The organism is Pseudomonas sp. Snoq117.2 (genome assembly GCF_900110545.1).
In the GTDB taxonomy this organism is placed as follows: domain Bacteria; phylum Pseudomonadota; class Gammaproteobacteria; order Pseudomonadales; family Pseudomonadaceae; genus Chryseomonas; species Chryseomonas benzopyrenica.
On record NZ_FOED01000010.1, the window covers coordinates 96,421 to 117,566 of the forward strand.

At 61.0% G+C, this 21,146-nt stretch carries 20 protein-coding genes and 1 riboswitch; of the genes, 19 read left to right on the forward strand and 1 reads right to left on the reverse strand.

Annotated features, from left to right (window positions below):
- The first annotated feature begins 51 nt into the window (after nucleotides 1-51).
- Nucleotides 52-178: riboswitch (TPP riboswitch) on the forward strand.
- A 102-nt stretch (nucleotides 179-280) separates the two neighbouring features.
- The gene (gene thiC, locus BMZ43_RS20475) at nucleotides 281-2,158 is read left to right on the forward strand and encodes a phosphomethylpyrimidine synthase ThiC (protein WP_093256139.1); all 1,878 of its coding nucleotides are present in this window, start codon (nucleotides 281-283) and stop codon (nucleotides 2,156-2,158) included.
- A 210-nt stretch (nucleotides 2,159-2,368) separates the two neighbouring features.
- On the forward strand, nucleotides 2,369-3,631 hold the full coding sequence (cytX, locus tag BMZ43_RS20480; RefSeq protein ID WP_093256142.1) for a putative hydroxymethylpyrimidine transporter CytX: 1,263 nt from the start codon (nucleotides 2,369-2,371) through the stop codon (nucleotides 3,629-3,631).
- Nucleotides 3,632-3,753: 122 nt separating this feature from the next.
- On the opposite strand, the gene BMZ43_RS20485 is transcribed toward cytX, so the two are convergent.
- Nucleotides 3,754-4,503 carry an RsiV family protein gene (locus tag BMZ43_RS20485; RefSeq protein ID WP_017640757.1) on the reverse strand — a complete coding sequence of 250 codons (750 nt, stop codon included), beginning with the start codon at nucleotides 4,501-4,503 and terminating at the stop codon, nucleotides 3,754-3,756.
- A gap of 186 nt (nucleotides 4,504-4,689) precedes the next feature.
- Between BMZ43_RS20485 and BMZ43_RS20490 the strand changes: the two genes are divergently transcribed.
- From BMZ43_RS20490 to BMZ43_RS26195, 17 genes are all read left to right on the forward strand, one after another.
- Nucleotides 4,690-5,310: an NUDIX domain-containing protein gene (locus BMZ43_RS20490; protein WP_017640756.1), complete on the forward strand. Its 621-nt coding sequence runs from the start codon at nucleotides 4,690-4,692 to the stop codon at nucleotides 5,308-5,310.
- A complete protein-coding gene (locus BMZ43_RS20495; protein ID WP_017640755.1) occupies nucleotides 5,301-5,756 on the forward strand; it encodes a DUF1249 domain-containing protein in 456 nt (151 codons plus the stop codon). Before BMZ43_RS20490 ends, BMZ43_RS20495 begins: the two co-directional genes overlap by 10 nt.
- Nucleotides 5,757-5,895: 139 nt before the next feature.
- On the forward strand, nucleotides 5,896-6,702 hold the full coding sequence (cpdA, locus tag BMZ43_RS20500; protein WP_093256145.1) for a 3',5'-cyclic-AMP phosphodiesterase: 807 nt from the start codon (nucleotides 5,896-5,898) through the stop codon (nucleotides 6,700-6,702).
- An 84-nt stretch (nucleotides 6,703-6,786) separates the two neighbouring features.
- Nucleotides 6,787-7,395: a YqiA/YcfP family alpha/beta fold hydrolase gene (locus BMZ43_RS20505; protein WP_068383409.1), complete on the forward strand. Its 609-nt coding sequence runs from the start codon at nucleotides 6,787-6,789 to the stop codon at nucleotides 7,393-7,395.
- A 7-nt stretch (nucleotides 7,396-7,402) separates the two neighbouring features.
- The gene (gene parE, locus BMZ43_RS20510) at nucleotides 7,403-9,301 is read left to right on the forward strand and encodes a DNA topoisomerase IV subunit B (protein ID WP_093256148.1); all 1,899 of its coding nucleotides are present in this window, start codon (nucleotides 7,403-7,405) and stop codon (nucleotides 9,299-9,301) included.
- Between the two features lie 140 nt (nucleotides 9,302-9,441).
- The gene (gene parC, locus BMZ43_RS20515; RefSeq protein ID WP_093256151.1) at nucleotides 9,442-11,694 is read left to right on the forward strand and encodes a DNA topoisomerase IV subunit A; all 2,253 of its coding nucleotides are present in this window, start codon (nucleotides 9,442-9,444) and stop codon (nucleotides 11,692-11,694) included.
- A gap of 85 nt (nucleotides 11,695-11,779) precedes the next feature.
- Complete coding sequence (locus BMZ43_RS20520) at nucleotides 11,780-12,487, forward strand: PqiC family protein (protein WP_017640750.1); 708 nt, start codon at nucleotides 11,780-11,782, stop codon at nucleotides 12,485-12,487.
- 88 nt (nucleotides 12,488-12,575) lie between these two features.
- Nucleotides 12,576-13,166, forward strand: coding sequence for an LON peptidase substrate-binding domain-containing protein (locus BMZ43_RS20525; RefSeq protein ID WP_064308565.1), 591 nt, complete (start codon nucleotides 12,576-12,578; stop codon nucleotides 13,164-13,166).
- 307 nt (nucleotides 13,167-13,473) lie between these two features.
- Entirely contained in the window at nucleotides 13,474-13,929 is a 456-nt protein-coding gene (locus BMZ43_RS20530; RefSeq protein WP_143075290.1) for a hypothetical protein, read from the forward strand.
- Nucleotides 13,930-14,672: 743 nt separating this feature from the next.
- Nucleotides 14,673-15,020 carry a helix-turn-helix domain-containing protein gene (locus BMZ43_RS26175; protein WP_143075291.1) on the forward strand — a complete coding sequence of 116 codons (348 nt, stop codon included), beginning with the start codon at nucleotides 14,673-14,675 and terminating at the stop codon, nucleotides 15,018-15,020.
- A 562-nt stretch (nucleotides 15,021-15,582) separates the two neighbouring features.
- On the forward strand, nucleotides 15,583-16,776 hold the full coding sequence (locus tag BMZ43_RS26180) for a hypothetical protein (RefSeq protein ID WP_143075292.1): 1,194 nt from the start codon (nucleotides 15,583-15,585) through the stop codon (nucleotides 16,774-16,776).
- A gap of 17 nt (nucleotides 16,777-16,793) precedes the next feature.
- Nucleotides 16,794-17,339, forward strand: coding sequence for a hypothetical protein (locus tag BMZ43_RS26185; RefSeq protein WP_143075293.1), 546 nt, complete (start codon nucleotides 16,794-16,796; stop codon nucleotides 17,337-17,339).
- Between the two features lie 43 nt (nucleotides 17,340-17,382).
- The gene (locus BMZ43_RS26190; protein ID WP_143075294.1) at nucleotides 17,383-17,793 is read left to right on the forward strand and encodes a hypothetical protein; all 411 of its coding nucleotides are present in this window, start codon (nucleotides 17,383-17,385) and stop codon (nucleotides 17,791-17,793) included.
- Between the two features lie 147 nt (nucleotides 17,794-17,940).
- Nucleotides 17,941-18,333, forward strand: a complete 393-nt coding sequence (locus BMZ43_RS20550) for a hypothetical protein (RefSeq protein WP_143075295.1) — start codon at nucleotides 17,941-17,943, stop codon at nucleotides 18,331-18,333.
- 81 nt (nucleotides 18,334-18,414) lie between these two features.
- Nucleotides 18,415-18,927 (forward strand): hypothetical protein, encoded by a 513-nt coding sequence (locus BMZ43_RS20555; RefSeq protein ID WP_093256169.1) that lies wholly within the window; start codon nucleotides 18,415-18,417, stop codon nucleotides 18,925-18,927.
- Entirely contained in the window at nucleotides 18,911-19,498 is a 588-nt protein-coding gene (locus BMZ43_RS20560) for a recombinase family protein (protein ID WP_143075296.1), read from the forward strand. Before BMZ43_RS20555 ends, BMZ43_RS20560 begins: the two co-directional genes overlap by 17 nt.
- 207 nt (nucleotides 19,499-19,705) lie before the next feature.
- Nucleotides 19,706-20,158, forward strand: coding sequence for a hypothetical protein (locus tag BMZ43_RS26195; protein ID WP_143075297.1), 453 nt, complete (start codon nucleotides 19,706-19,708; stop codon nucleotides 20,156-20,158).
- Nucleotides 20,159-21,146 lie beyond the last annotated feature (988 nt).

The window sequence follows — 21,146 nt, forward strand, 5'->3', positions numbered from 1 at the left end:
AGGAGAGGAAATAGCGGTCGAAGTTTCTGCCGGTCTGGGTTTACACTGACCGCGTTCTTGTCGGGGTGCGCTACGAGGCGCTGAGATCGGGTAGTCCCGGATCCCGTTGAACCTGATCAGGCTAGGCGCGCCGCATGGCGGTGCGTCAACCTGCGTAGGGAACAAGAGGGCGTCCGCATTCGTCTCCGTGGTCGCCATCCGTCCGGGCTTGCATCTTCCTGCGTGCCCACCCCTTCGTCCAGGTTCTTCCCTCGGCAACGCGCCCACCAGGAGAGCCTCGATGAACAAGCAGAACAACGTCACCGACTTTACCCGCGTCGACCGCCAGTCCACCCAGCCGTTGCCCAATTCGCGCAAGGTCTATCTGACCGGCTCGCGCCCCGACATCCGCGTGCCGGTGCGGGAAATTTCCCTCGCCGACACCCCTACCGCCTTTGGCGGTGAGCGCAACGCCCCGGTATTCGTCTACGACACCTCCGGCCCCTACACCGACCCGGCGGCGCGCATCGACCTGCGCAAGGGCCTGCCGGACGTGCGTTCGCGCTGGATCGAAGAACGCGGCGACACCGAACTGCTGGCCGGGCTCTCTTCCGAATTCGGCCAGGCGCGCCTGGCCGATCCGAGTCTCGCCGCCCTGAGATTCGACCTGGCGCGCCAGCCGCGGCGAGCCAAGGCCGGGCGCAACGTCTCCCAGATGCACTATGCCCGCCAGGGCATCGTCACCCCGGAGATGGAATACATCGCCATCCGCGAGAACATGAAGCTGCAGGAAGCCCGCGCCGCCGGCCTGCTCGGCAACCAGCACCGCGGCCAGAGCTTCGGCGCCAGCATTCCCCAGGAGATCACGCCCGAGTTCGTCCGCGACGAGGTGGCCCGCGGCCGCGCCATCATCCCGGCCAACATCAACCACCTGGAGCTGGAGCCGATGATCATCGGCCGCAACTTCCTGGTGAAGATCAACGGCAACATCGGCAACAGCGCCCTGGGCTCTTCCATCGAGGAAGAGGTGGAAAAGCTGACCTGGGGCATCCGCTGGGGCGCCGACACCGTGATGGACCTGTCCACCGGCAAGCACATCCACGAGACCCGCGAGTGGATCATCCGCAACTCGCCGGTCCCCATCGGCACCGTGCCTATCTACCAGGCTCTGGAAAAGGTCGATGGCGTCGCCGAGGAGCTGACCTGGGAGCTGTTCCGCGACACCCTCATCGAGCAGGCGGAGCAGGGCGTGGACTACTTCACCATCCATGCCGGGGTGCGCCTGCACTACGTGCCCCTGACCGCCAAGCGGGTCACCGGCATCGTCTCCCGCGGCGGCTCCATCATGGCCAAGTGGTGCCTGGCGCATCACAAGGAAAACTTCCTCTACACCCACTTCGAAGACATCTGCGAGATCATGCAGGCCTACGACGTGAGCTTTTCCCTGGGTGACGGCCTGCGTCCGGGCTCCATCGCCGATGCCAACGACGCCGCCCAGTTCGGCGAGCTGGAAACCCTCGGTGAGCTGACCAAGATCGCCTGGAAGCACGACGTCCAGACCATGATCGAAGGCCCGGGCCACGTGCCCATGCAGCTGATCAAGGAGAACATGGACAAGCAGCTGGAGTGCTGCGACGAGGCGCCGTTCTATACCCTCGGCCCGCTGACCACCGACATCGCCCCCGGCTACGACCACATCACCAGCGGCATCGGCGCCGCCATGATCGGCTGGTTCGGCTGCGCCATGCTCTGCTACGTGACGCCCAAGGAGCACCTCGGCCTGCCCAACAAGGACGACGTCAAGACCGGCATCATCACCTACAAGATCGCCGCCCATGCCGCCGACCTGGCCAAGGGGCATCCCGGCGCCCAGATCCGCGACAACGCACTAAGCAAGGCGCGCTTCGAATTTCGCTGGGAAGACCAGTTCAACCTGGGCCTGGACCCGGACACGGCGCGTGCCTTCCATGACGAGACCCTGCCCAAGGACTCGGCCAAGGTGGCGCACTTCTGCTCCATGTGCGGCCCCAAGTTCTGCTCCATGAAGATCACCCAGGAAGTCCGCGACTACGCCAAGGAGAACGGCCTGACCGACGAGCAGAAGGCCATCGAGGCCGGCTTCCAGGAACAGGCCGCGCGCTTCAAGGACGAAGGAGGGGTGATCTACAAGCAGGTCTAGGGCTTGCGTAGGTTGGGTTGAGCGCAGCGAAGCCCAACGTTGTCCAGATCGACCCCGCAACGTTGGGCTTCGACGATAGAGCCGTCTCAACCCAACCTACGGTTCCAGACAAACCACCGTAGGTTGGCGCTGAGCGTAGCGAAGCCCAACAATGCCCGGCGTCACCCAACGACGTTGGGCGCCCTCAACCCCTTGTTCACGAGACCCATCATGGCCCAGGCCCCCGGCCTCTATACCCCCACCGTCCCCGTTCCGGCGGACCGCCGCATCCTTGGCGGGCGCGATCTCTTCACTCTCTGGTTCTCCCTCGGCATCGGTCTCATGGTGGCCCAGGCCGGCGCGTTGCTGGCACCCGGCCTCGGCCTGGCCGATGGCCTGCTGGTGCTGGTGCTCGGCACCGGGGTCGGGGTGCTGCTGCTGGCGGCCGCCGGCCTGGTGGGCAGCGATACCGGCCTGGCCGGCATGACCGCCCTGGGCCAGAGCCTCGGCCAGCGCGGCGCGCTGCTGCCGGCGGTGCTCAACATCACCCAGCTGATCGGCTGGGGTGCCTTCGAACTGGTGGTGATGCGCGAGGCGGCCAGTGTGCTGCTGGGCAGCTGGGGCCTGCAGAGCTGGGCCTCGCCGGTGCTCTGGACCCTGGTCTTCGGCGCCCTGGCCACGGCCCTGGCGGTGGCCGGTCCCCTGACCTTCGTGCGCCGTTTCCTCAGCCGCTGGGGTATCTGGCTGCTGTTGGGCGCCTGCGGCTGGTTGACCCTGGACCTGTTCCTGCGCGCCGACCTGGCCGCGCTCTGGCAGCGTCCGGGCGATGGCTCCCTGACCCAGGCCCTGGGCTTCGACCTGGTGGTGGCCATGCCGCTGTCGTGGCTACCGGTGATCGCCGACTACACCCGCTTCGCCCGCACCGGGCGTAGCGCCGGGCGAGGCGTCATGCTGGGCTATTTCTGCGGCAACCTCTGGCTGATGGGCCTGGGCTTCGCCTACACTCTGGCCTTCGCCAGCGGCGGTGAAGCCGACGCTCTGCTACGCGCCCTGGCCGTGGCCGGCCTGGGCCTGCCACTGCTGCTGATCCTGCTGGACGAATCGGAAAATGCCTTTGCCGCCTATCACTCGGCGGCGGTGGCCACGGGTTTCCTGGCCCAGGTGAAGATCTGGCAGCTGACCCTGGCCATCGGCATTCTCTGCACCCTGCTGGCGCTGCTGGTGCCCCTGGCCCAGTACGAGCACTTCCTGCTGCTGATCGGCTCGGTGTTCGCGCCGCTGTTCGGCGTGGTGCTGGTGGATCACTTCCTGCTGCGCCGCCGCAAGGCTCCGCAGCGGGTACGGGCGTTGCGCCTGGAGTCCCTGGTCGCTTGGGCCCTCGGTGTGGCCGTCTACCACCTGTTGCCAACGCTGCTCCCGGCCTGGGGCGCGACCCTGCCGGCCATCGTGGTGGCCGGTACCGCACAGGCGCTGTTGGGGTTGAAGCGAGTTTAGGGTCCGGCCGTTGGGCTTCGCTGCGCTCAACCCAACCTACGCCCATTGCATACCCGTCAGGCGCGCATGGCTCTCGTAGGTTGGGCTGAGACGGCTCCACCGTCGAAGCCCAACAGGGCGGACTACGGCTGGCGACTCTTCCCGCGCCCCGGGAAATACTCGCCCTTGAGGATGCCGTTGAGCTTGGGATAGGGGATCTTCAGCTCCGGATGGCCCATGGCATAGGGGGCGATGCTGCCGATGTCGTACTTGAGCGTCAGGGCGCCGAAGTCCAGGGCCACGTTGTTGGTCTTGAGGAAGGGCCACTGCTGACGGAATTCGGCATCGCCGACACCGTTGCTGAGCATCCAGGCCTCCCGCGACAGCTGCGCCAGGCGCCAGAACTCGGCTTCCTGCCCCGGCACCAACATGTCGCCCAGGGTGATCTGCCGATCGAGATGGCGATCCCAGGTGACGAAGTCGCGGCCGGCCAGGCCATGGGCGCCGCCGTTGGCCAGGTAGCTGGAGAATTCAATGATCACCAGGCCGTCATGCTGTTCGCGCACCTTGGCCTGCAGATAGCTGCTCCAGCGCGGCTGGGCCTTGGCGAGGAAATTTTGCTCGTAGCTGGCCAGCGAGGCGGGGATGGGCGCGCCCGGCTCGGCACGGGCCAGGCCCAGCAGGTGGCGTTGCACCAGGGCGTCCAGCGCCGGTTCGCCGAACTCCACGTAGTCGATGTTGATCAGTGGGCAGTCTTCGCCCTGGCAGCCGGCGGGGCGGTGCTCCCAGGCCTGGTGGCGAGGCGTGAGGGGTTTGTCGAGGTTGGGGCCGAAGACGCTTTGGCAACCACCGAGCAGCAGGCCGGCGAGCAGGAGGAGCGGGCGGATACGCATGGGATTCCTTGTCCTGGAAACAGAGAACGACGGCTTTCGAACCCGTCTGGCCCCATAAGTTTGCCAGGGGTGGGCGCAGGTTTCCCGGCTTGTTGTCCTTTTCGCGACTTGGCGCGCCGGGGGCTGCACGAGCGCAGGCGGCACGCTAGGATGATCTGATTACCTGCAATCAGCGCTGGAGCGCCCATGACCGAAGCCAATGAATCCCAGGCGCCCGCCGTTGAAATCCTGAGCCGCGAGATCTGCTTTCAGGGCTTCTACCGCATGGCCCGTTTCCGGCTGCGCCATCGCCAGTTCTCCGGTGATTTGGGCCCGGAACTGGAGCGCGAGGTCTTCGTGCGTCCCGATGCCGTCTGCGTGCTGCCCTACGATGCGGTGCGCGACGAGGTGGTGCTGATCGAGCAGTTTCGCGTCGGCGTCATGGAAAAGACCGCTCATCCCTGGCTGCTTGAGCCGGTGGCGGGCTTGGTGGACAAGCAGGGCGAGGCCGTCGAGGCGGTCGCTCATCGGGAAGCCGAGGAAGAAGCCGGGCTGACCTTGCAATCGCTCTGGCCCATCTCCACCTACTTCCCCTCGCCCGGCGGCAGTGACGAACAGGTCTATCTCTACCTGGGCCGCTGCAGCTCCGCGGACGCCGGTGGCGTCCATGGTCTGGAGGAGGAGGGCGAGGACATTCGCGTCCATGTCTGGTCGCTGGACGAGGCACTGGCAGGGGTGCGCGACGGTCGAATCAATAACGCAGCGGCAATCATCGCCCTGCAATGGTTGGCGCTCAATCGCGCCGAGGTACGGGGGTTATGGGGCTGAAACTGCGAGATCGCTATCGAGTTGACCTGCCGGGCCTGCAGGCCACGTGCGAGGCCAACTACGTGCGGCTGATGCGGCTTCTGCCCAAGATGCGCGAAGCCGTGGTATCGCGCCGCGTCATGTTGTCGCAAGGCGAGCGCCCCTTGGGGGTGCTGGCGCTGGAGGTCACCGAGGCCTGTCCCTATACGACGGTGCTGCGGGTCCGCCAGGAACTGGGGCTGCCCTGGCTGCCGGTTCCCGAGCTGGAAGTGCGGGTCTATCACGACGCGCGGATGGCGGAAGTGGTGTCGGCCGGGGCCTCCCGGCACCTGCTCGGACGCTATCCCTATCCCAACCAGGCGATGCATCAGCCTGACGAAAAGAACCAGCTCAATCTGTTTCTCGGCGAGTGGCTGAGTCACTGCCTGGCCTGTGGCCACGAGGCTGAACCCATCCTGCAGCGATGAGTACCAGGGCGCAACGCTGACAGCCGCGGCTTCCCTCTCGCTCGCCAAGCTGCGAAAATGTGATGTATGCACGCAAGTTCCCGGGAACTTTTCTGCACCCTGCCTGCGCTCGTTGTCCCCTTATGCCTAGGAGGCTTTGGTGAGTTTGCCGGATAGTGTCAACGCTCCCCTCGTCGTCCAACTGACCGACAGCCATCTGTTTGCTCGTGCCAATGGCCGGCTGTTGGGCATCGATACGGCGGCCAGCCTGCAACAGGTGGTCGCCCAGGTGGTACGGGAGCAGCCACGCATCGATCTGCTGCTGGCCAGCGGTGACCTCTCCCAGGATGGTTCCGTGGCGTCCTATCAGCGCTTTTGCGCGCTGACCGAGCCGCTGGACGCGCCCATGCGCTGGCTGGCCGGCAACCATGACGAGAACGCGCCCATGGCCAAGGCCTGTGGCGATCGCGATTTTTTGGAATCCGTCACCGACCTGGGCGCCTGGCGTCTCATCCTGCTCGACAGCACCGTGCGCGGCTGCGTGTTCGGTGAGCTGGAGCAGGCGCAGCTGCTGGCCCTGGACGAGGCCCTGAGCGCCGCGCCCGAACGCCCCGCGCTGATCTGCCTGCACCATCACCCGGTCCCGGTGGGCTGTGGCTGGATGGAACCCCTGGGGCTGCACCGGCCGGACGAGCTGTTCGCCGTGCTGGATCACCATCCTCAGGTCAAGGTCGTGCTCTGGGGTCACATCCACCAGGAATTCGATCAGCTGCGCAACGGCGTGCGCCTGCTGGCCTCGCCGTCCACCGGTCTGCAATTCGAGCCGGGCAGCGAGGATTTCAAGGCGGGCGACCAGGCCCCGGGCTATCGCTGGTTGCGCCTGTTGCCCGATGGCACCCTGGAAACCGGTGTCTCGCGTCTGCAACAGCATGCCTTCACTGTGGATCACAGCGCGGCCGGCTACTGACGCCGACGCCGGTCGGCTGCCTTGGTCGCGCGGGTCGAAACGGGTTACTCTTTACCTGTTTTTTTATCCAGTAGGAGCGGCCCGATGCCGTCTATCCTCTATATCCATGGTTTCAACAGCTCACCCGCGTCTTTGAAGGCGCGGCAGCTGACCGCCTGCATGACCCGACTCGGCCTGGCGGACCGCCTGCGCGCCCCGGCGCTGCCCAACGATGCCGATGCCGCCTTCGCGCTCCTGGAGCACGAACTGGCCGAGCTGGACGCCCCCTTGCTGGTCGGCAGCTCCCTGGGCGGCTACTATGCCACCGTCCTGGCCGAGCGCCACGGGCTCAAGGCCGTGCTGATCAACCCCGCGGTCCGGCCCTGGCGCTTCATGGAGCATTACCTGGGGCTTCAGCGCAATCACCATACCGGCGAGACCTGGATCCTCACCGAGGCCCACGTCGAGGCCATGCGTGCGCTCGAAGTCGCCGCGCCGGCGGATCCCGAGCGCTTCCACGTCTGGCTGCAGACCGGCGACGAGACCCTCGACTACCGCGACGCCGAACGCTACTACGGCGCCTGCACCCTGCGTATCGAGCAGGGTGGCGACCACGGCTTCCAGGGCTTCCATCGCCAGCTGCCGCTGCTGCTGGAGCTGGCCGGCTTCGATCCGGCGCTCTGGCGCGAGCTGGATTTCAACACCTTCGAATAGAGACCCCATGGCCACGCAGAACGCCTATAACGCCGACGCCATCGAAGTCCTCTCCGGACTCGATCCGGTGCGCAAGCGCCCTGGCATGTACACCGACACCTCCCGGCCCAACCACCTGGCCCAGGAAGTCATCGACAACAGCGTGGACGAGGCCCTGGCCGGTCATGCGCGCCAGGTGCAGGTGATCCTGCACGCCGACAACTCCCTCGAGGTGCTCGACGACGGGCGCGGCATGCCGGTGGACATCCATCCGGAAGAGGGCGTCTCCGGCGTCGAGCTGATCCTCACCAAGCTGCACGCCGGCGGCAAGTTCTCCAACAAGAACTACCAATTCTCCGGTGGCCTGCACGGCGTGGGCATCTCCGTGGTGAACGCCCTGTCGACCCGCGTCGAGGTGCGCGTCAAGCGCGACGGCAACGAATACGGCATGGCCTTCGCCGACGGCTTCAAGGCCAGCGAGCTGGCCGTGGTCGGCAGCGTCGGCAAGCGCAATACCGGCACCAGCGTGCACTTCTGGCCGGATCCCAAGTACTTCGATTCGCCCAAGTTTTCCGTCAGCCGTCTGAAGCACGTGCTCAAGGCCAAGGCGGTGCTCTGCCCGGGCCTTGCGGTGAGCTTCCTCGACGAAGCCAGCGGCGAGCGTAGCGAATGGCATTACGAAGACGGCCTGAGATCCTATTTGATCGACACCGTGGGCGATGCCCTGCGGCTGCCCGAGGCCCCCTTCCACGGCAGCCTGGCCTCGGCCCGGGAAGCGGTCGACTGGGCGCTGTTCTGGCTGCCCGAGGGCGGCGAGTCGGTGCAGGAAAGCTACGTCAACCTGATTCCCACCGCCCAGGGCGGTACCCATGTGAACGGCCTGCGCCAAGGTTTGCTGGATGCCATCCGCGAATTCTGCGAATTCCGCAACCTCTTGCCGCGTGGCCTCAAGCTGGCCCCGGAAGACGTCTGGGAGCGCATCGCCTTCGTCCTCTCGATGAAGATGCAGGAGCCGCAGTTCTCCGGTCAGACCAAGGAGCGGCTGTCGTCCCGCGAGGCGGCCGCCTTTGTCGCCGGGGTGGTCAAGGACGCGTTCAGCCTCTGGCTCAATGCCCATCCCGAGCTGGGTCAGCAGATCGCCGAGCTGGCCATCAACAACGCCGGCCGCCGCCTCAAGGCGGGCAAGAAGGTCGAGCGCAAGAAGATCACGCAAGGGCCGGCGCTGCCCGGCAAGCTGGCCGACTGCGCCGGCCAGGATCCGATGAGATCCGAGCTGTTCCTGGTGGAGGGCGACTCCGCCGGCGGCAGCGCCAAGCAGGCGCGCAGCAAGGAATTCCAGGCCATCATGCCGCTGCGCGGCAAGATCCTGAACACCTGGGAAGTGGACGGCAGCGAGGTGCTGGGCAGCCAGGAGGTGCACGACATCGCCGTGGCCATCGGCATCGATCCCGGCAGCGCCGACCTGAGCGGGCTGAGATACGGCAAGATCTGCATCCTCGCCGATGCCGACTCCGACGGCCTGCACATCGCTACCCTGCTGTGCGCCCTGTTCGTGCAGCACTTCCGCCCGTTGGTGGACGCCGGCCATGTCTATGTGGCCATGCCGCCGCTGTACCGCATCGACCTGGGCAAGGAGGTCCATTACGCCCTCGATGAGGCCGAGCGTGACGGCGTCCTCGATCGCCTGGCGGCGGAGAAGAAGCGCGGCAAGCCCCAGGTCACCCGCTTCAAGGGCCTCGGCGAGATGAATCCGCTGCAGCTGCGCGAGACCACCATGGATCCCAACACCCGGCGCCTGGTGCAGCTGACCCTCGAGGACGTGCCCGGCACCCTCGAGATGATGGACATGCTGCTGGCCAAGAAGAGGTCCGCCGATCGCAAGAGCTGGCTGGAATCCAAGGGCGATCGCGCCGAAGTGCTGCTCTAAATATGTTGGCTGCGCTTATCGCGGTCATGGCGGTTCGCCGCAGCGACCGCTCCTACAGGTGTATCGAGCTCCTGTAGGAGTGGTCCATGACCGCGATGGACCGGGCCCCCCGATCAAAGACGTAACACCAAAGGACTCCCATGAGTGCACCCCTCGACCTGAGCCTGGATGGCGTCGAACGCCGTTCGCTGGCCGACTTCACCGAGCAGGCGTACCTGAACTACTCCATGTACGTCATCATGGACCGTGCCCTGCCGCACATCGGCGACGGTCTCAAGCCGGTCCAGCGCCGCATCGTCTATGCCATGAGCGAACTGGGCCTGGACGCCGACGCCAAGCACAAGAAATCCGCCCGTACCGTGGGTGACGTCCTCGGTAAGTACCACCCCCACGGCGACTCGGCCTGCTACGAGGCCATGGTGCTCATGGCCCAGCCGTTCTCCTATCGCTATCCGCTGGTGGATGGCCAAGGCAACTGGGGGGCGCCCGACGATCCCAAGTCCTTTGCCGCCATGCGCTACACCGAGGCGCGGCTGTCGCGCTATTCCGAGGTGCTGCTCAATGAACTGGGGCAGGGCACCGTGGACTGGGTGCCCAACTTCGATGGCACCCTGAACGAACCGGCGGTGTTGCCGGCACGTCTGCCCAACCTGCTGCTCAACGGCACCACCGGCATCGCCGTGGGCATGGCCACCGACATCCCGCCGCACAACCTGCGTGAGGTGGCGGCTGCCTGCGTGCGCCTGCTGGACGATCCCATCGCCGGGATCCCCGAACTGCTCGAACACGTGCCCGGTCCGGACTTCCCTACCGAAGCCGAGATCATCACCCCGCACGCCGACCTGCGCAAAATCTACGAGACCGGGCGCGGCTCGGTGCGCATGCGCGCCGTCTACCGCCGCGAAGACGGCGACGTGGTCATCACCGCGCTGCCGCACCAGGTCTCGGGTTCCAAGGTGCTGGAGCAGATCGCCGCCCAGATGCAGGCCAAGAAGCTGCCCATGGTGGCCGACCTGCGCGACGAGTCGGACCACGAGAATCCGACCCGCATCGTCATCGTGCCGCGCTCCAACCGCATCGATGCCGACGAGCTGATGCAGCACCTGTTCGCCACCACCGATCTCGAATCCAGCTACCGGGTCAACCTCAACGTCATCGGCCTGGACGGCAAACCCCAGGTCAAGGACCTCAGGCAGATCCTCCAGGAGTGGCTGCTCTACCGCATCGGCACCGTGCGCCGTCGCCTGCAGTTCCGCCTGGACAAGGTCGAGCGCCGCCTGCACCTGCTGGACGGCCTGCTGATCGCCTTCCTCAACCTGGACGAGGTGATCCACATCATCCGCACCGAAGAGCATCCCAAGCAGGCGCTGATGGCCCGCTTCGAGCTCTCCGAGGACCAGGCCGACTACATCCTCGAAACCCGCCTGCGTCAGTTGGCGCGGCTGGAAGAGATGAAGATCCGTGGCGAACAGGCCGAACTGCTCAAGGAGCAGAAGCGCCTGCAGACCCTGCTGGGCAGCGACAAGAAGCTGCGCAATCTGGTCCGCGACGAATTGATCAAGGACGCCGAGACCTACGGCGACGCTCGTCGCTCGCCCATCGTCGTGCGTGCCGAGGCCAAGGCCCTGTCCGAAACCGAACTCATGCCCACCGAGCCGGTGACCGTGGTGCTGTCCGAGAAGGGCTGGGTGCGCCAGGCCAAGGGCCATGACGTCGATCCGACCGGGCTGTCCTACAAGGCCGGCGACGGCTTCAAGGCGGCAGCCCTGGGCCGCTCCAATCAGTTCGCCGTCTTCATCGACTCCACCGGGCGCAGCTATTCGGTTGCGGCTCACTCCCTGCCGTCGGCGCGGGGTCAGGGCGAACCTCTGACCGGACGCCTGACGCCGCCGCCAGGGGCCAGCTTCGAGTGTCTGCTCCTGCCGGACGACAGCAGCCTCTATGTACTGGCCTCGGATGCCGGCTACGGCTTCGTGGTCAAGGGCGAGGACCTGCAGGCCAAGAACAAGGCCGGCAAGGCGCTGATCAGCCTGCCCAATGGCGCCAAGGTGCTGGCCCCGAAGCCGGTGGCTTCCCTGGAGGACACCTCCATCGCGGTGGTCACCAACGAGGGACGGCTGCTGGTGTTCGCCATCACCGAGCTGCCGCAACTGGCCAAGGGCAAGGGCAACAAGCTGATCTCCATCCCTGGCGAGCGGGTCGCCAAGCGCGAGGAATACGTGGTCGATCTGGCCGTGGTGCCGGCCGGTGCTTCCCTGACCCTGCAGGCCGGCAAGCGACCCTATACCCTCAAGGGCAGCGACCTGGAGCACTACCGCGCCGAGCGCGGCCGGCGCGGCAACAAGCTGCCGCGGGGCTTCCAGCGGGTGGACTCGCTGCAGGTGGAAACTTGAGCCGTCTGCAGTCAGCCGCTAGCATAGCCCGGATTTTTTCGACCAGGACTCGCCGGGCCATGGTGCCCGTCGAGAGAGAGCCTCGATGAAACGGATATGTCTCGCCAGGTTGGCGCTCGTTGGCCTGCTGGCCGGCCTGGGTGGCTGTGCCAGCCTCGGTCCCAGCCACTACTACCAACTCGACGGCGGCAATGCGCGCGCGCCAGCGAGCAGTGAGCGTGGCCTTGCGGTGTGGATCGAAAGCCTGCAACTGGCCGACTACCTGCAGCGCGACGTGCTGCTGGAGCGCCAGCCCGATGGCAGTCTCAAGACCACGGGCGATCACTGGGCCGGACCGCTGAATGCCAATGTGCGGCAATTGCTGCAGCGCCAACTCGCCAGCCGCCTGAACAGCGGTCGGGTGGTGGTGGGTGAGCAACCCGCCGGCTTCGATCCCCAGTATCGCGTGGAGCTGGTGGTGACCCGCCTCGATGCGGGCGATCAGGCACCTGCGGCGCTGGATGCCAGCTGGCAGCTGCGCGATGGCCAGGGTCGCCTGCTGGATAGCGAGGTGGTCCATCTGCAGGCGCGTCATGCCGGCGATCGCGCAGCCCAGGTGCGGGCCCAGAGCGAGCTGCTGCAGCAACTGGCCGCACGCCTGGCCACCGATCTCACCAAGGTCGCCCAGCGCGGCCGGCGTGGGGCCGAGGTGGCGCGCAAGGAGCCGAAAAAACTCGTCGAAGAGGCCCAGGCCCGGCCGACGCTGCCAGCCGTGGTGCCCATTCGCACCGGCGCCGAGGTCTATCGCTTCTGATCCGGCCGGGTTCCGCGCGTCGCCGCGCGGGAGCCTTCGGCGGCGCTCGATGTTCTATCCAGCAGGACCCTCAAGCCCTGGAGGTTGCATGACGCTGCCCCTGTTTCCCCTGAACACCACCCTGTTTCCCGGTTGCCGCCTCGATCTGCAGCTGTTCGAAGCCCGTTATCTGGACATGCTCGGTCGTTGCCTCAAGCGGGGCAGCAGCTTTGGCGTGGTGACCATCCTCGAAGGCCGCGAGACCGGTGCGGCGCCCAATCGTCTGGGCGCCTACGGCTGCGAGGCGCTGATCCGCGATTGGCAGCAGCAGAGCAACGGCCTCTTGGGCATCCGCATCGAAGGTGGCCGGCGCTTTCGCCTGCTGAGCCAGGAAGAACAGCCCGATCACCTGGTGGTGGGAGAGGTGGAGTGGCTCCCCGAAAGCGAGCCCCAGCCATTGCGCGATGGCGACGCCGATCTCATGGCGCTGCTGGTGGCCCTGGCCCAGCATCCCATGGTCGCCAGCCTGGACATGGGCGGTGAAGTCGCCGACCGCCAGGCCCTGGGCTACCAGTTGGCCTACCTGCTGCCGTTCGAGGCCCACCTCAAGCTGGAATGGCTGGGCATGGGCGATCAGGGTCAGCGCCTAGCCGCTATCGACCGCCATCTGGTGGATCTGCAAGGTGACTTCCAGGCTTGAGGCCAAACGCCAGGCAAAAGAAAGCCCGCCGGGCAGGGCGGGCTAAAAGTGCTTTGGGGGCACTCGATAAGACCCTGGCACTTTGCCATAAGTTCAGTCTTATGAGATCAAAGTGCCATTCTCCGAGGGTCAGCCTGCCAGCAGCTTGATGAACTCGCTGTAAGTAGTTGATTTTAAAGGGGGATTGTAAAGGAGTTTTACTACTCTGTTTACTACTCCTATCTACCACCCCTCTTGCCCCATCTTGCACGCTCGACCCCCAACCTATACTGTTCTTTTGTCCAGTATTCCTATGGGAGGGAGGGCCGTGACCCGCTTTTCAGACTTCGACGAAGACATAGACACCTTCGACCGACAGCAGCAGCTGTTCCAGCCCTGCCAGTTGAGGTACGCCCGTAACCTTGTTGATCTCCTGACCGACGAAGCCAGCACCCTGCGTGAGCTGCTGGCGAAGTATCGGCAAGACAATCTGGAGCTTCTGGCTCAGCTGGATGAAGCCAGGACGGCTGTCTACCGCACCCGAAGCGAATACATGGCGTGGCACAGCTACCAGAACGCTTGCAGGACATCAGGCACCGAGCGTGGTAATCGCTTGCTGCCAATCATTCCAGAGGTACAGGCGGAACATCGTCATCACGTCCTGACGGAGGAGCTGTCCAGGCTCAAAGCCGAACTGGCTACCACTCGAATTCGTCTCCAGCAGGCCGAGGTGGATGTCCATGGATTCAGGGCCGAGTTACGTCATCGGCAGGGTAGGCCATGAGCGACAATTTACCATAGCCCAATTCTATCAGCCTGCCTTGATCGATAGATTCTATTTCGGTCGCAATAGTAAGAGTGAAGCGTGGGCTACCCCAATGCGTGAGCATTGAATCTGACTACCAATCAACAGAGAACATCTTTGATGGGCGACTTGTGGTCGCTTTGTGATGACAACCTGAAGATGATAAGACCTCAGCGTCGCTGAGGAATTGATTACTCTTACATCTGAGCAATCTTGTGCTTACACACAAGCGAACCACGAAGGGTCGCCAATCAAAATCTGCTGTTCTTCTTTGATGGTAGTTCCCAGCCTCCGGCTTGCCGGGTTGTCCTTCCGTTGCCTTGCAACAAAACCCTCGGGTACGGGTGTTGCACTCACAGGAAATCCTGTGGAAGAAATGGCGGTCGGGCTCCTCCCTTTATTATGTGTCGCTAATAAGGATGGCTCTGGAGAGGGGTATTCGTCCCTCATTACCCTATGTCGCTAATAAGGATTCACCCCGTTCCAGGGAGGGCGAGCGATTCAGTGAGAAAAATTCTCATCCGCCGTAATAGAGAGGAGGGAGGTTCGCTCCTTAACCTCTATGTCGCTAATAAGGAACCCACCCAGAGAGGGTAGCTCGGTCCCCTTACTACCTATGTCGCTAATAAGCGAACAGCCGAAGGGGTTGACATCAGAGCAGGTATCTGATAAGGTGGCGACTCAAATCACCCAGGAGGTGGAAATCTACAGGAGGAAAGGTAATGAGTCAAGCAGCGCAAGAACTACGCAATCAAGGGTATTCCCTGAGGGAGATTGGGCGGATGTTGAAATTGCATCCCAGTTGGGTATGCCGCCATACGGTCCCGCCAGCTGCTAACGACAGCTCTGTAGAGAGCGAGGACATTGCACCTCCGGCTATCCAGCCATCACAGATGGAAGCCGCCTCAGCCGCATTACGCCCCTTACTGGTCATCTACCGTGGTATTCCGAAGACCTTAGGAGAGGTGTGCGACTTCTACGATGTAGACCCGACCTTTGTTGTAGCTCAGTGTCTACGCGGTATTCCGCTGGAAGAAGCCGTCGACAATCTCGTCATCGACCCGTATTAGGAAGAGGATGAATGGTAGCAAATGACCGTTCGTCGGACTTCAAGAATTATACAAGCAAAACCCATGCCAAGGTATTGACTTTTGCAGAAAAGATGTTAAAGTACCCTAACAGGTCGAGATTTCTTCTCCCTGTTTCATGTGATTAGAGCCCACTCCGCTGGGCTTTCTTTTTACATGTGCTTCGAATCTGAAGCGACAATTCTGACTCCCAAAACTCTACAACCTGAATCCTTACCCGGAGGTAACACTGTGCTTATCAAACGTAACTGTATCACCTGTCACGTCGAATTCATCGCAAAGCGTCGAGACAACCTTTTTTGCTGTAAGCCTTGCGCTCAAAAATACATCGACTATCGACGCCGTGTATTGGGTGCCCCAGCAGCCACAGCAGAGACAATGGAGCTGTACAAGAAACACGTAGCAGAACAGGCGGCTCTGCTTGAGGAGGCAACCGCTAAAGCCGCTTAACCCGACAACTACATACACCAGCAGCAAACACTATTAAAAGGCACTTTCAAGTGAGGAGGAATCACATGAAAATCTGTACAAGGAAATCTATTCAATGCAACACGTCAATGTTCACACAGGCGAAATCGTCACACTTGAAACTGTAGCCTTCACCGGAGGTTTTTCCGCTGATGATTACGCTCCAGTAGTCTCCACCGGAAAGGTCTTCGACGCAGACGGTAACGAATTCGTCTTCAGCGGCACAGCCGATCAACTGGCCCAGGATCACGCCACCGCTCAAGCCAATCTGGCCCGTATCCTGGCTGGCGACACTGGAGCCAAGGACGCCGTTACCAAAGGGGGCGCCCCCCGCAAGCGTGCTGCTGGAGCTGGCCGCAAGAGTCTGAGCACAACCAACCCACATGCAGCGATCATCCGCCACGCTCTGAGCTACGATCTCGACGTCGATTGGCTGGATGACTTGATTGTCGGTGTGCTCACCCGCCCTGAAGAAGATCACGATGAGAAATTTCAGCCCTTCAAGGTGAGTCCTTCAGACGTTCGCCGGATGCTTCAGCATGACAAGATTTCTTCGTCTGGTGCCAAGCATCTTGAGATTGGAGACCGGCAGGCTCAGCGCATTGCCCAGGCAGCCCGCACAGCTGTTGCTGTTGTTGGTAGCCACATCGAGCGTAATCCTTCAGCTATTGCCCACATCGTGGCCAGCATGGTTGCTGAGGCCGAGGCTTCAGAAGCTGTAGCAGCTCGCGTGGTAGTGAACGCTGGTGAAGTCCCCGCCGAAATCCTGGCCCTGTACGAAGACGGCCAATTCGCCGCTTATGGTGCAGCTGTTCGCGCTTTTCGTGATGGATCGTGGAAGTCAGTGAAGAAACAAGGTTTCAGCTTCATCAAGGCAGCCACAACTCTTCCTGCGATCACTCACAGAGAATACTGCGAAGACGTTCCCGCTCCTGTAGTGGAGGAGGATGACGAACCGGTATCTCTCGATGATGTGTCGCTAGATGACCTTGACGACGATGAGTCGTTGATCAATTACGAAGCCGTTGATACCGACTACGACTACACGCCAGAAGAGTTTGTGGATGACATGGCAATCAATGAGCGCTTCGAACACAACGAAAAAACTGCCCAAGCCATCCGTGACCTGTTTAAACAACGTGCTGATGAGCGCCAGGAACGTGCCCGTGGCAAGCGCCCGTCAAATTGGGCTCTGAAGCAACAGGAAGAGGACGCCTTCTACGAAATGTTGGCTGACGCTGAAAGCCACAACGAAAACTTCATTTTCTAAGAGGAGACATTGCCACCATGGGCAAAGCAGCAAGACGGAAAGAAGCACGCAGAATTGAGAGGGCACTACTCTCTCAGTCTGCAAACGATACACAAACAGTTCCAGCCATGCAACAACCTTTGGTCGTTCAGTATCACCCGCTTCGACATGCAATTAGTTGGGCAGACCTTAGTCAGGCATCTCCGATTCAGCCAGCAGCAAATGACCCTGTTGACGAACATTCTGTGAGAACTCCTACAGCGCCCGCTGTGAAGCATAGAAGGAAGCCTGGACCCAAGCCTAAGCCTCTCGCTCCTGAAGTTCGTCAAGCCCAACTCTGGGCCTTGTATGCCGACCTTTGGGATGAGATGGAGGAGGGTATGTCTTCCAAAGAGCGTAGAGCCCTACAGCGAGCCCTGGCACGCAATTCAGGAACACTTGATGACCTGATTGAACAAGATGGCACAGACGAAGCGAAAGAGTCTCGCCGTGTTGTATCTCTTCTCGATGAAGACGACGAATACGATGACGAAGAAGAAATTGATTACAGCGATTTCTTCGAAGACTTCGACAAGAACTACTAACCAACCAAAGGAGGAACAGCCAATGTTTAAAGAGAGACCACCAGTGAACTATCTAGTTATCCATAGACAATCCAATCTCATCACAGGAATTGTCGCCTCATCCACAATTCCGCGTGACACTGCTGAATACCGATTCATTGAGGCCACAGATGCTGCTCTGACGAAGTATCGAAGGCTTCAGGAGATGGCAGGAGATCACATAGACATCGACATCGGCGAGTTGATGCAGGCCAGTCCTAATGTCTATGACGCCCTTGTGAATGGTAAGTCAGGGGATGCCCGTCCTCTACGACGTAGACTTCGAGCAGAAGCCACACCCAGGTATGAGGATCGTGAGCAGGATGTGAAAGAGTACATCGCTTTCAATCCACACATCACAGTCGAGCAACTAGCCGATCACTTCCTAATGGGTGATGCAGCTGCCCAAGCGTACCTTCAGCGGTACAGACGTTAACGAAAGAATGCGGCTTCCAGAGGTGTAAAAATGGCATGTGGGGCTACCCTATGTCCCGTCATTTTTAGACCTCTGTACCCCGCATAAATACAGGGGTTCCATACCCGGAAATTGGCAAATGCCAGCCTACGATTTGAGGAATGACAAATGAGTGAGAATTTAGTTTGTGGTGTGGGCATCATGGATGTTCCAGGAGGCTCAACACGCAACGGCAAAGCCGATCCCATCTACCGAACATGGTGCAAGATGCTTGAGGCGTGTTTCAAACATCAGCCAGCCAAGGGAACAATCTGCCCTGAGTGGGTTAGGTATTCGACCTATCGGGAATGGCACCTTGCCAACGTGCCCAAGGGTGGCGTCATCCACAGAGACAAGCGATACAACCACTTCAGCCCCGATCATGTGACTGTGAAGGTGCCTCAGAAGCGTATCGGTCCGAAGGATGTTGCCATCTCGATTGATGGCGTGTCTGTGAACATGGCCGACGTCCTGACTACCCTGCGTAGCGGGGGCTCTCTAGACGCTCTGTTCCAGCGCTGAGATTTTACACATGAGGGTGTTGACAGTGTGTGAGGGGCCTTGTACATTGGCCCAACATTCACACAGGAGGATTCACCTATCATGGCAAAGCAAAGCTACCACAGCGAACTGTCCAATCTGGCTCGTCGCTACATCGCTGAAACCGACACCAGCGTTCAAAGCCGCGATCACTTCTATGATTGGGCTCAGGAAAACCAAGGCGAAGAGGCGGTAGTGCCCGCTGCAAAGACCCGTTACGGCGTAGTGATGGGCGCCCTGGCTAAGGCCGAAAGTGACCTTCCTGAATGGGTAGGCAAGGCCAAGAACACTGGCGCTCCGAAGAAGCAAGCAGCCCCAGCGGCTACTACTACCCACAAGGCCAAGAGTGGTCTCAGCTTCCAACAGCATACGATGATCGGCGCTATGGCCGACATGCAAGGGAAGGACGCTGCTGAGATTGAGGCGGCATACAACGACTTCGCCAAGGCTGATGAAACTCTGTCCAGCCTCAAGGAAGCTTTGGAAGCTGCCCAGCAACAGTATGACGAAGCGGTAAGGGCAGCATTCTTCCGATTCATTGGCGAACAGGGTAGAGCACATGCCGAAGGGCAATAAGCCCACAGCATCGCCCTTCAGTCTGGCTAAGGGGGTCGCTCTGTTGATCCCCAACGACAAGAAAATCCCCGTTCCAAGTCAGTTGATTTGGATACGCCACATGGCAGGGGATGGGCAGGGTGTGATGACAGTGGTTGATTCACTCAAAGAGCTGGAAGCCTTGCTTCCGGCTTCTTGCGTTTGGGTGGCAAGTCCGTTGTACGTCACCAAGGAACTCAGGAAGACGATTGGTGAGACGCCGTTGTTCGTGGCCAGCTTGCCAGGGCTTGAGGGTAAGGAGTTGGATGACGCTATTGACATCATCCAGTTTGAATACCGCTCACAGAAGCTCCTGGCCAATGCAGTGTCAAGGAACAATGCCCTGAAGGCATCCGCTAAGGCTGCTGAGAACTTCAGTGAGACAGCCGCAAACCTAGAGAGCATTCTCAGAAAGCTCTGGAAAGAAGAGGGCGCCACATTGAAGAACGTTGCCCAGCAGCTGACCAACATGAGGATACCAACCTCAACTGGTGCTGATGTATGGCACGCCACGCAAGTGAGACGGCTGCTGATGAAGCTAGGACTCTACTAGCTCTGTAACAGATGCTTCAGCAACATTTGGCATTCCTACGGGAATGCTTTGCCCTAAAAATGACACTCCATAAAGGTTGACACAAATGATCCGTACAAACACAATGCACATCAAGAGATTGCTGGAGGCCATCACATTTCCGGCTCTGGCAATCACCACAATACTTCTGGCCGTATGGCTATCTCACAACATCTGAGGAGGAACCAAATGTCTACAGGATGGAAGCTCCCAGCTGCATTCGTGGGAGCAATCTTTGCAACTGTAATGGCTACAGGATTTCTGTTGCCTGAGGAAATGCCCCAACAGAAAGCTCCAGTTGTACAAGTTGAACGCTGGATTACCCCCTACGATAAGCTCCCTCCTAACAGTAGCGCCTGCTATCTGGTGTGGAAGGAGTATGCCGGTCCTTATTCGGCTGTATCCATGGGCACAGTGAGCCAGACACATTATGGCGAGGCTATGGAATACAACCCGAAGACAGGGGCTGTTACACGAGAGCGACTAGCCGGATGCACATACATGACATCTCGCTACGGCAATGAGGTTGTGATGATCATGGACGGTGTCAACGTCGACACTGATGGGGCTACACGCTATGTATGGCATGTCGATAGCTCAGGAAAGACTGTAGTAGAAATGGCTGGGAGTTACGGTTATTAAGAAACATGAATTGGATGATGTGGCAATCATCGTCTGTGTAACAGCGACTCTCACGATGGTATTGACGAGTGTGGCGATTGGGATGTTTACCCCTGCATTCTGTTCGTTCTGAGGAGGCTACATGCAACGGGAATACAAGCCATACTCTGTCCGAGTGTGGGAATTCGGGGACTTGCGGGATGGCGTAATGCTTTACCAATTCAGGAGAGAGGAGACGGCGAGGAGGCTAACAACCATCGCCCACAGAATGGGATACAAGGCTTCCATGAGCTACAACGGGGATGCTTCCAGCAGGAATACCTCCAGCAGGAATACCTTCAGCAGGAATACCTTCAGCAGGAATACCTTCAGCGGGAATGCTTCGTCTGTAAATTGACATTCAGAATAGGGTGACAAGAATGCGGCTAATCAGCGACAGGCCCAACAGGAGGCCACTACCAGTGGAAACGATCATCAAGGCTGCTAGGCAACGGATCATCGATGCCCGGACGGATCACGCCATGTCATCCGCCTTGGATAGTGGAATGGGGGCTCTGGGATGTCTCCTGGACCTTGGCCTGCTATCCCCTGAAGAGTGGAGGCGCTACATCGATGAATTCGAGCAAGCAGCTCAATGAAAAAGCCCCGCATACGCGGGGCTTTCTTTTGTGTGCGCCAGGCATGGCGCGTTGCGCGTAAGCGCAACCCGCTTGGCTGTGGTGGCCAGGCGGGTGACTTGGAGGTGAAAGTCCTCTACACACCCGGCAAGGGGAAGTGTTAGCCAGAGGCAAGGGTGTCGCAGGTGACTGCGAATCTGAAGGAAGCCCGAGGCAAAATGCTGGCCTGACGAACAGGAAGCGGATAGAGGCGGCACAGCGGGGTGAGGTGGCACAAATCGCCAAAGCCCGATACTTGCACGGAACGCTGTGACGTAGATCCGACAGGCATAAGCAGGAAGGTCGCGCGAATTACCCTGGGAGATCTGCACGTTTGCCACTGTGCTACCGAA

Coding starts and splice junctions, on each gene's coding strand:
- BMZ43_RS20505 (WP_068383409.1), top strand. CDS start 6,787: ATGCCGTCTATCCTCTATATCCATGGTTTCAACAGCTCACCCGCGTCT.
- cytX (WP_093256142.1), top strand. CDS start 2,369: ATGGCCCAGGCCCCCGGCCTCTATACCCCCACCGTCCCCGTTCCGGCG.
- BMZ43_RS20555 (WP_093256169.1), top strand. CDS start 18,415: ATGGCAAAGCAAAGCTACCACAGCGAACTGTCCAATCTGGCTCGTCGC.
- BMZ43_RS20550 (WP_143075295.1), top strand. CDS start 17,941: ATGAGTGAGAATTTAGTTTGTGGTGTGGGCATCATGGATGTTCCAGGA.
- BMZ43_RS26175 (WP_143075291.1), top strand. CDS start 14,673: ATGAGTCAAGCAGCGCAAGAACTACGCAATCAAGGGTATTCCCTGAGG.
- parE (WP_093256148.1), top strand. CDS start 7,403: ATGGCCACGCAGAACGCCTATAACGCCGACGCCATCGAAGTCCTCTCC.
- BMZ43_RS26185 (WP_143075293.1), top strand. CDS start 16,794: ATGGGCAAAGCAGCAAGACGGAAAGAAGCACGCAGAATTGAGAGGGCA.
- BMZ43_RS20490 (WP_017640756.1), top strand. CDS start 4,690: ATGACCGAAGCCAATGAATCCCAGGCGCCCGCCGTTGAAATCCTGAGC.
- BMZ43_RS20560 (WP_143075296.1), top strand. CDS start 18,911: ATGCCGAAGGGCAATAAGCCCACAGCATCGCCCTTCAGTCTGGCTAAG.
- BMZ43_RS20485 (WP_017640757.1), bottom strand. CDS start 4,503: ATGCGTATCCGCCCGCTCCTCCTGCTCGCCGGCCTGCTGCTCGGTGGT.
- BMZ43_RS20495 (WP_017640755.1), top strand. CDS start 5,301: ATGGGGCTGAAACTGCGAGATCGCTATCGAGTTGACCTGCCGGGCCTG.
- thiC (WP_093256139.1), top strand. CDS start 281: ATGAACAAGCAGAACAACGTCACCGACTTTACCCGCGTCGACCGCCAG.
- BMZ43_RS26195 (WP_143075297.1), top strand. CDS start 19,706: ATGTCTACAGGATGGAAGCTCCCAGCTGCATTCGTGGGAGCAATCTTT.
- parC (WP_093256151.1), top strand. CDS start 9,442: ATGAGTGCACCCCTCGACCTGAGCCTGGATGGCGTCGAACGCCGTTCG.
- BMZ43_RS26180 (WP_143075292.1), top strand. CDS start 15,583: ATGCAACACGTCAATGTTCACACAGGCGAAATCGTCACACTTGAAACT.
- BMZ43_RS20520 (WP_017640750.1), top strand. CDS start 11,780: ATGAAACGGATATGTCTCGCCAGGTTGGCGCTCGTTGGCCTGCTGGCC.
- BMZ43_RS20525 (WP_064308565.1), top strand. CDS start 12,576: ATGACGCTGCCCCTGTTTCCCCTGAACACCACCCTGTTTCCCGGTTGC.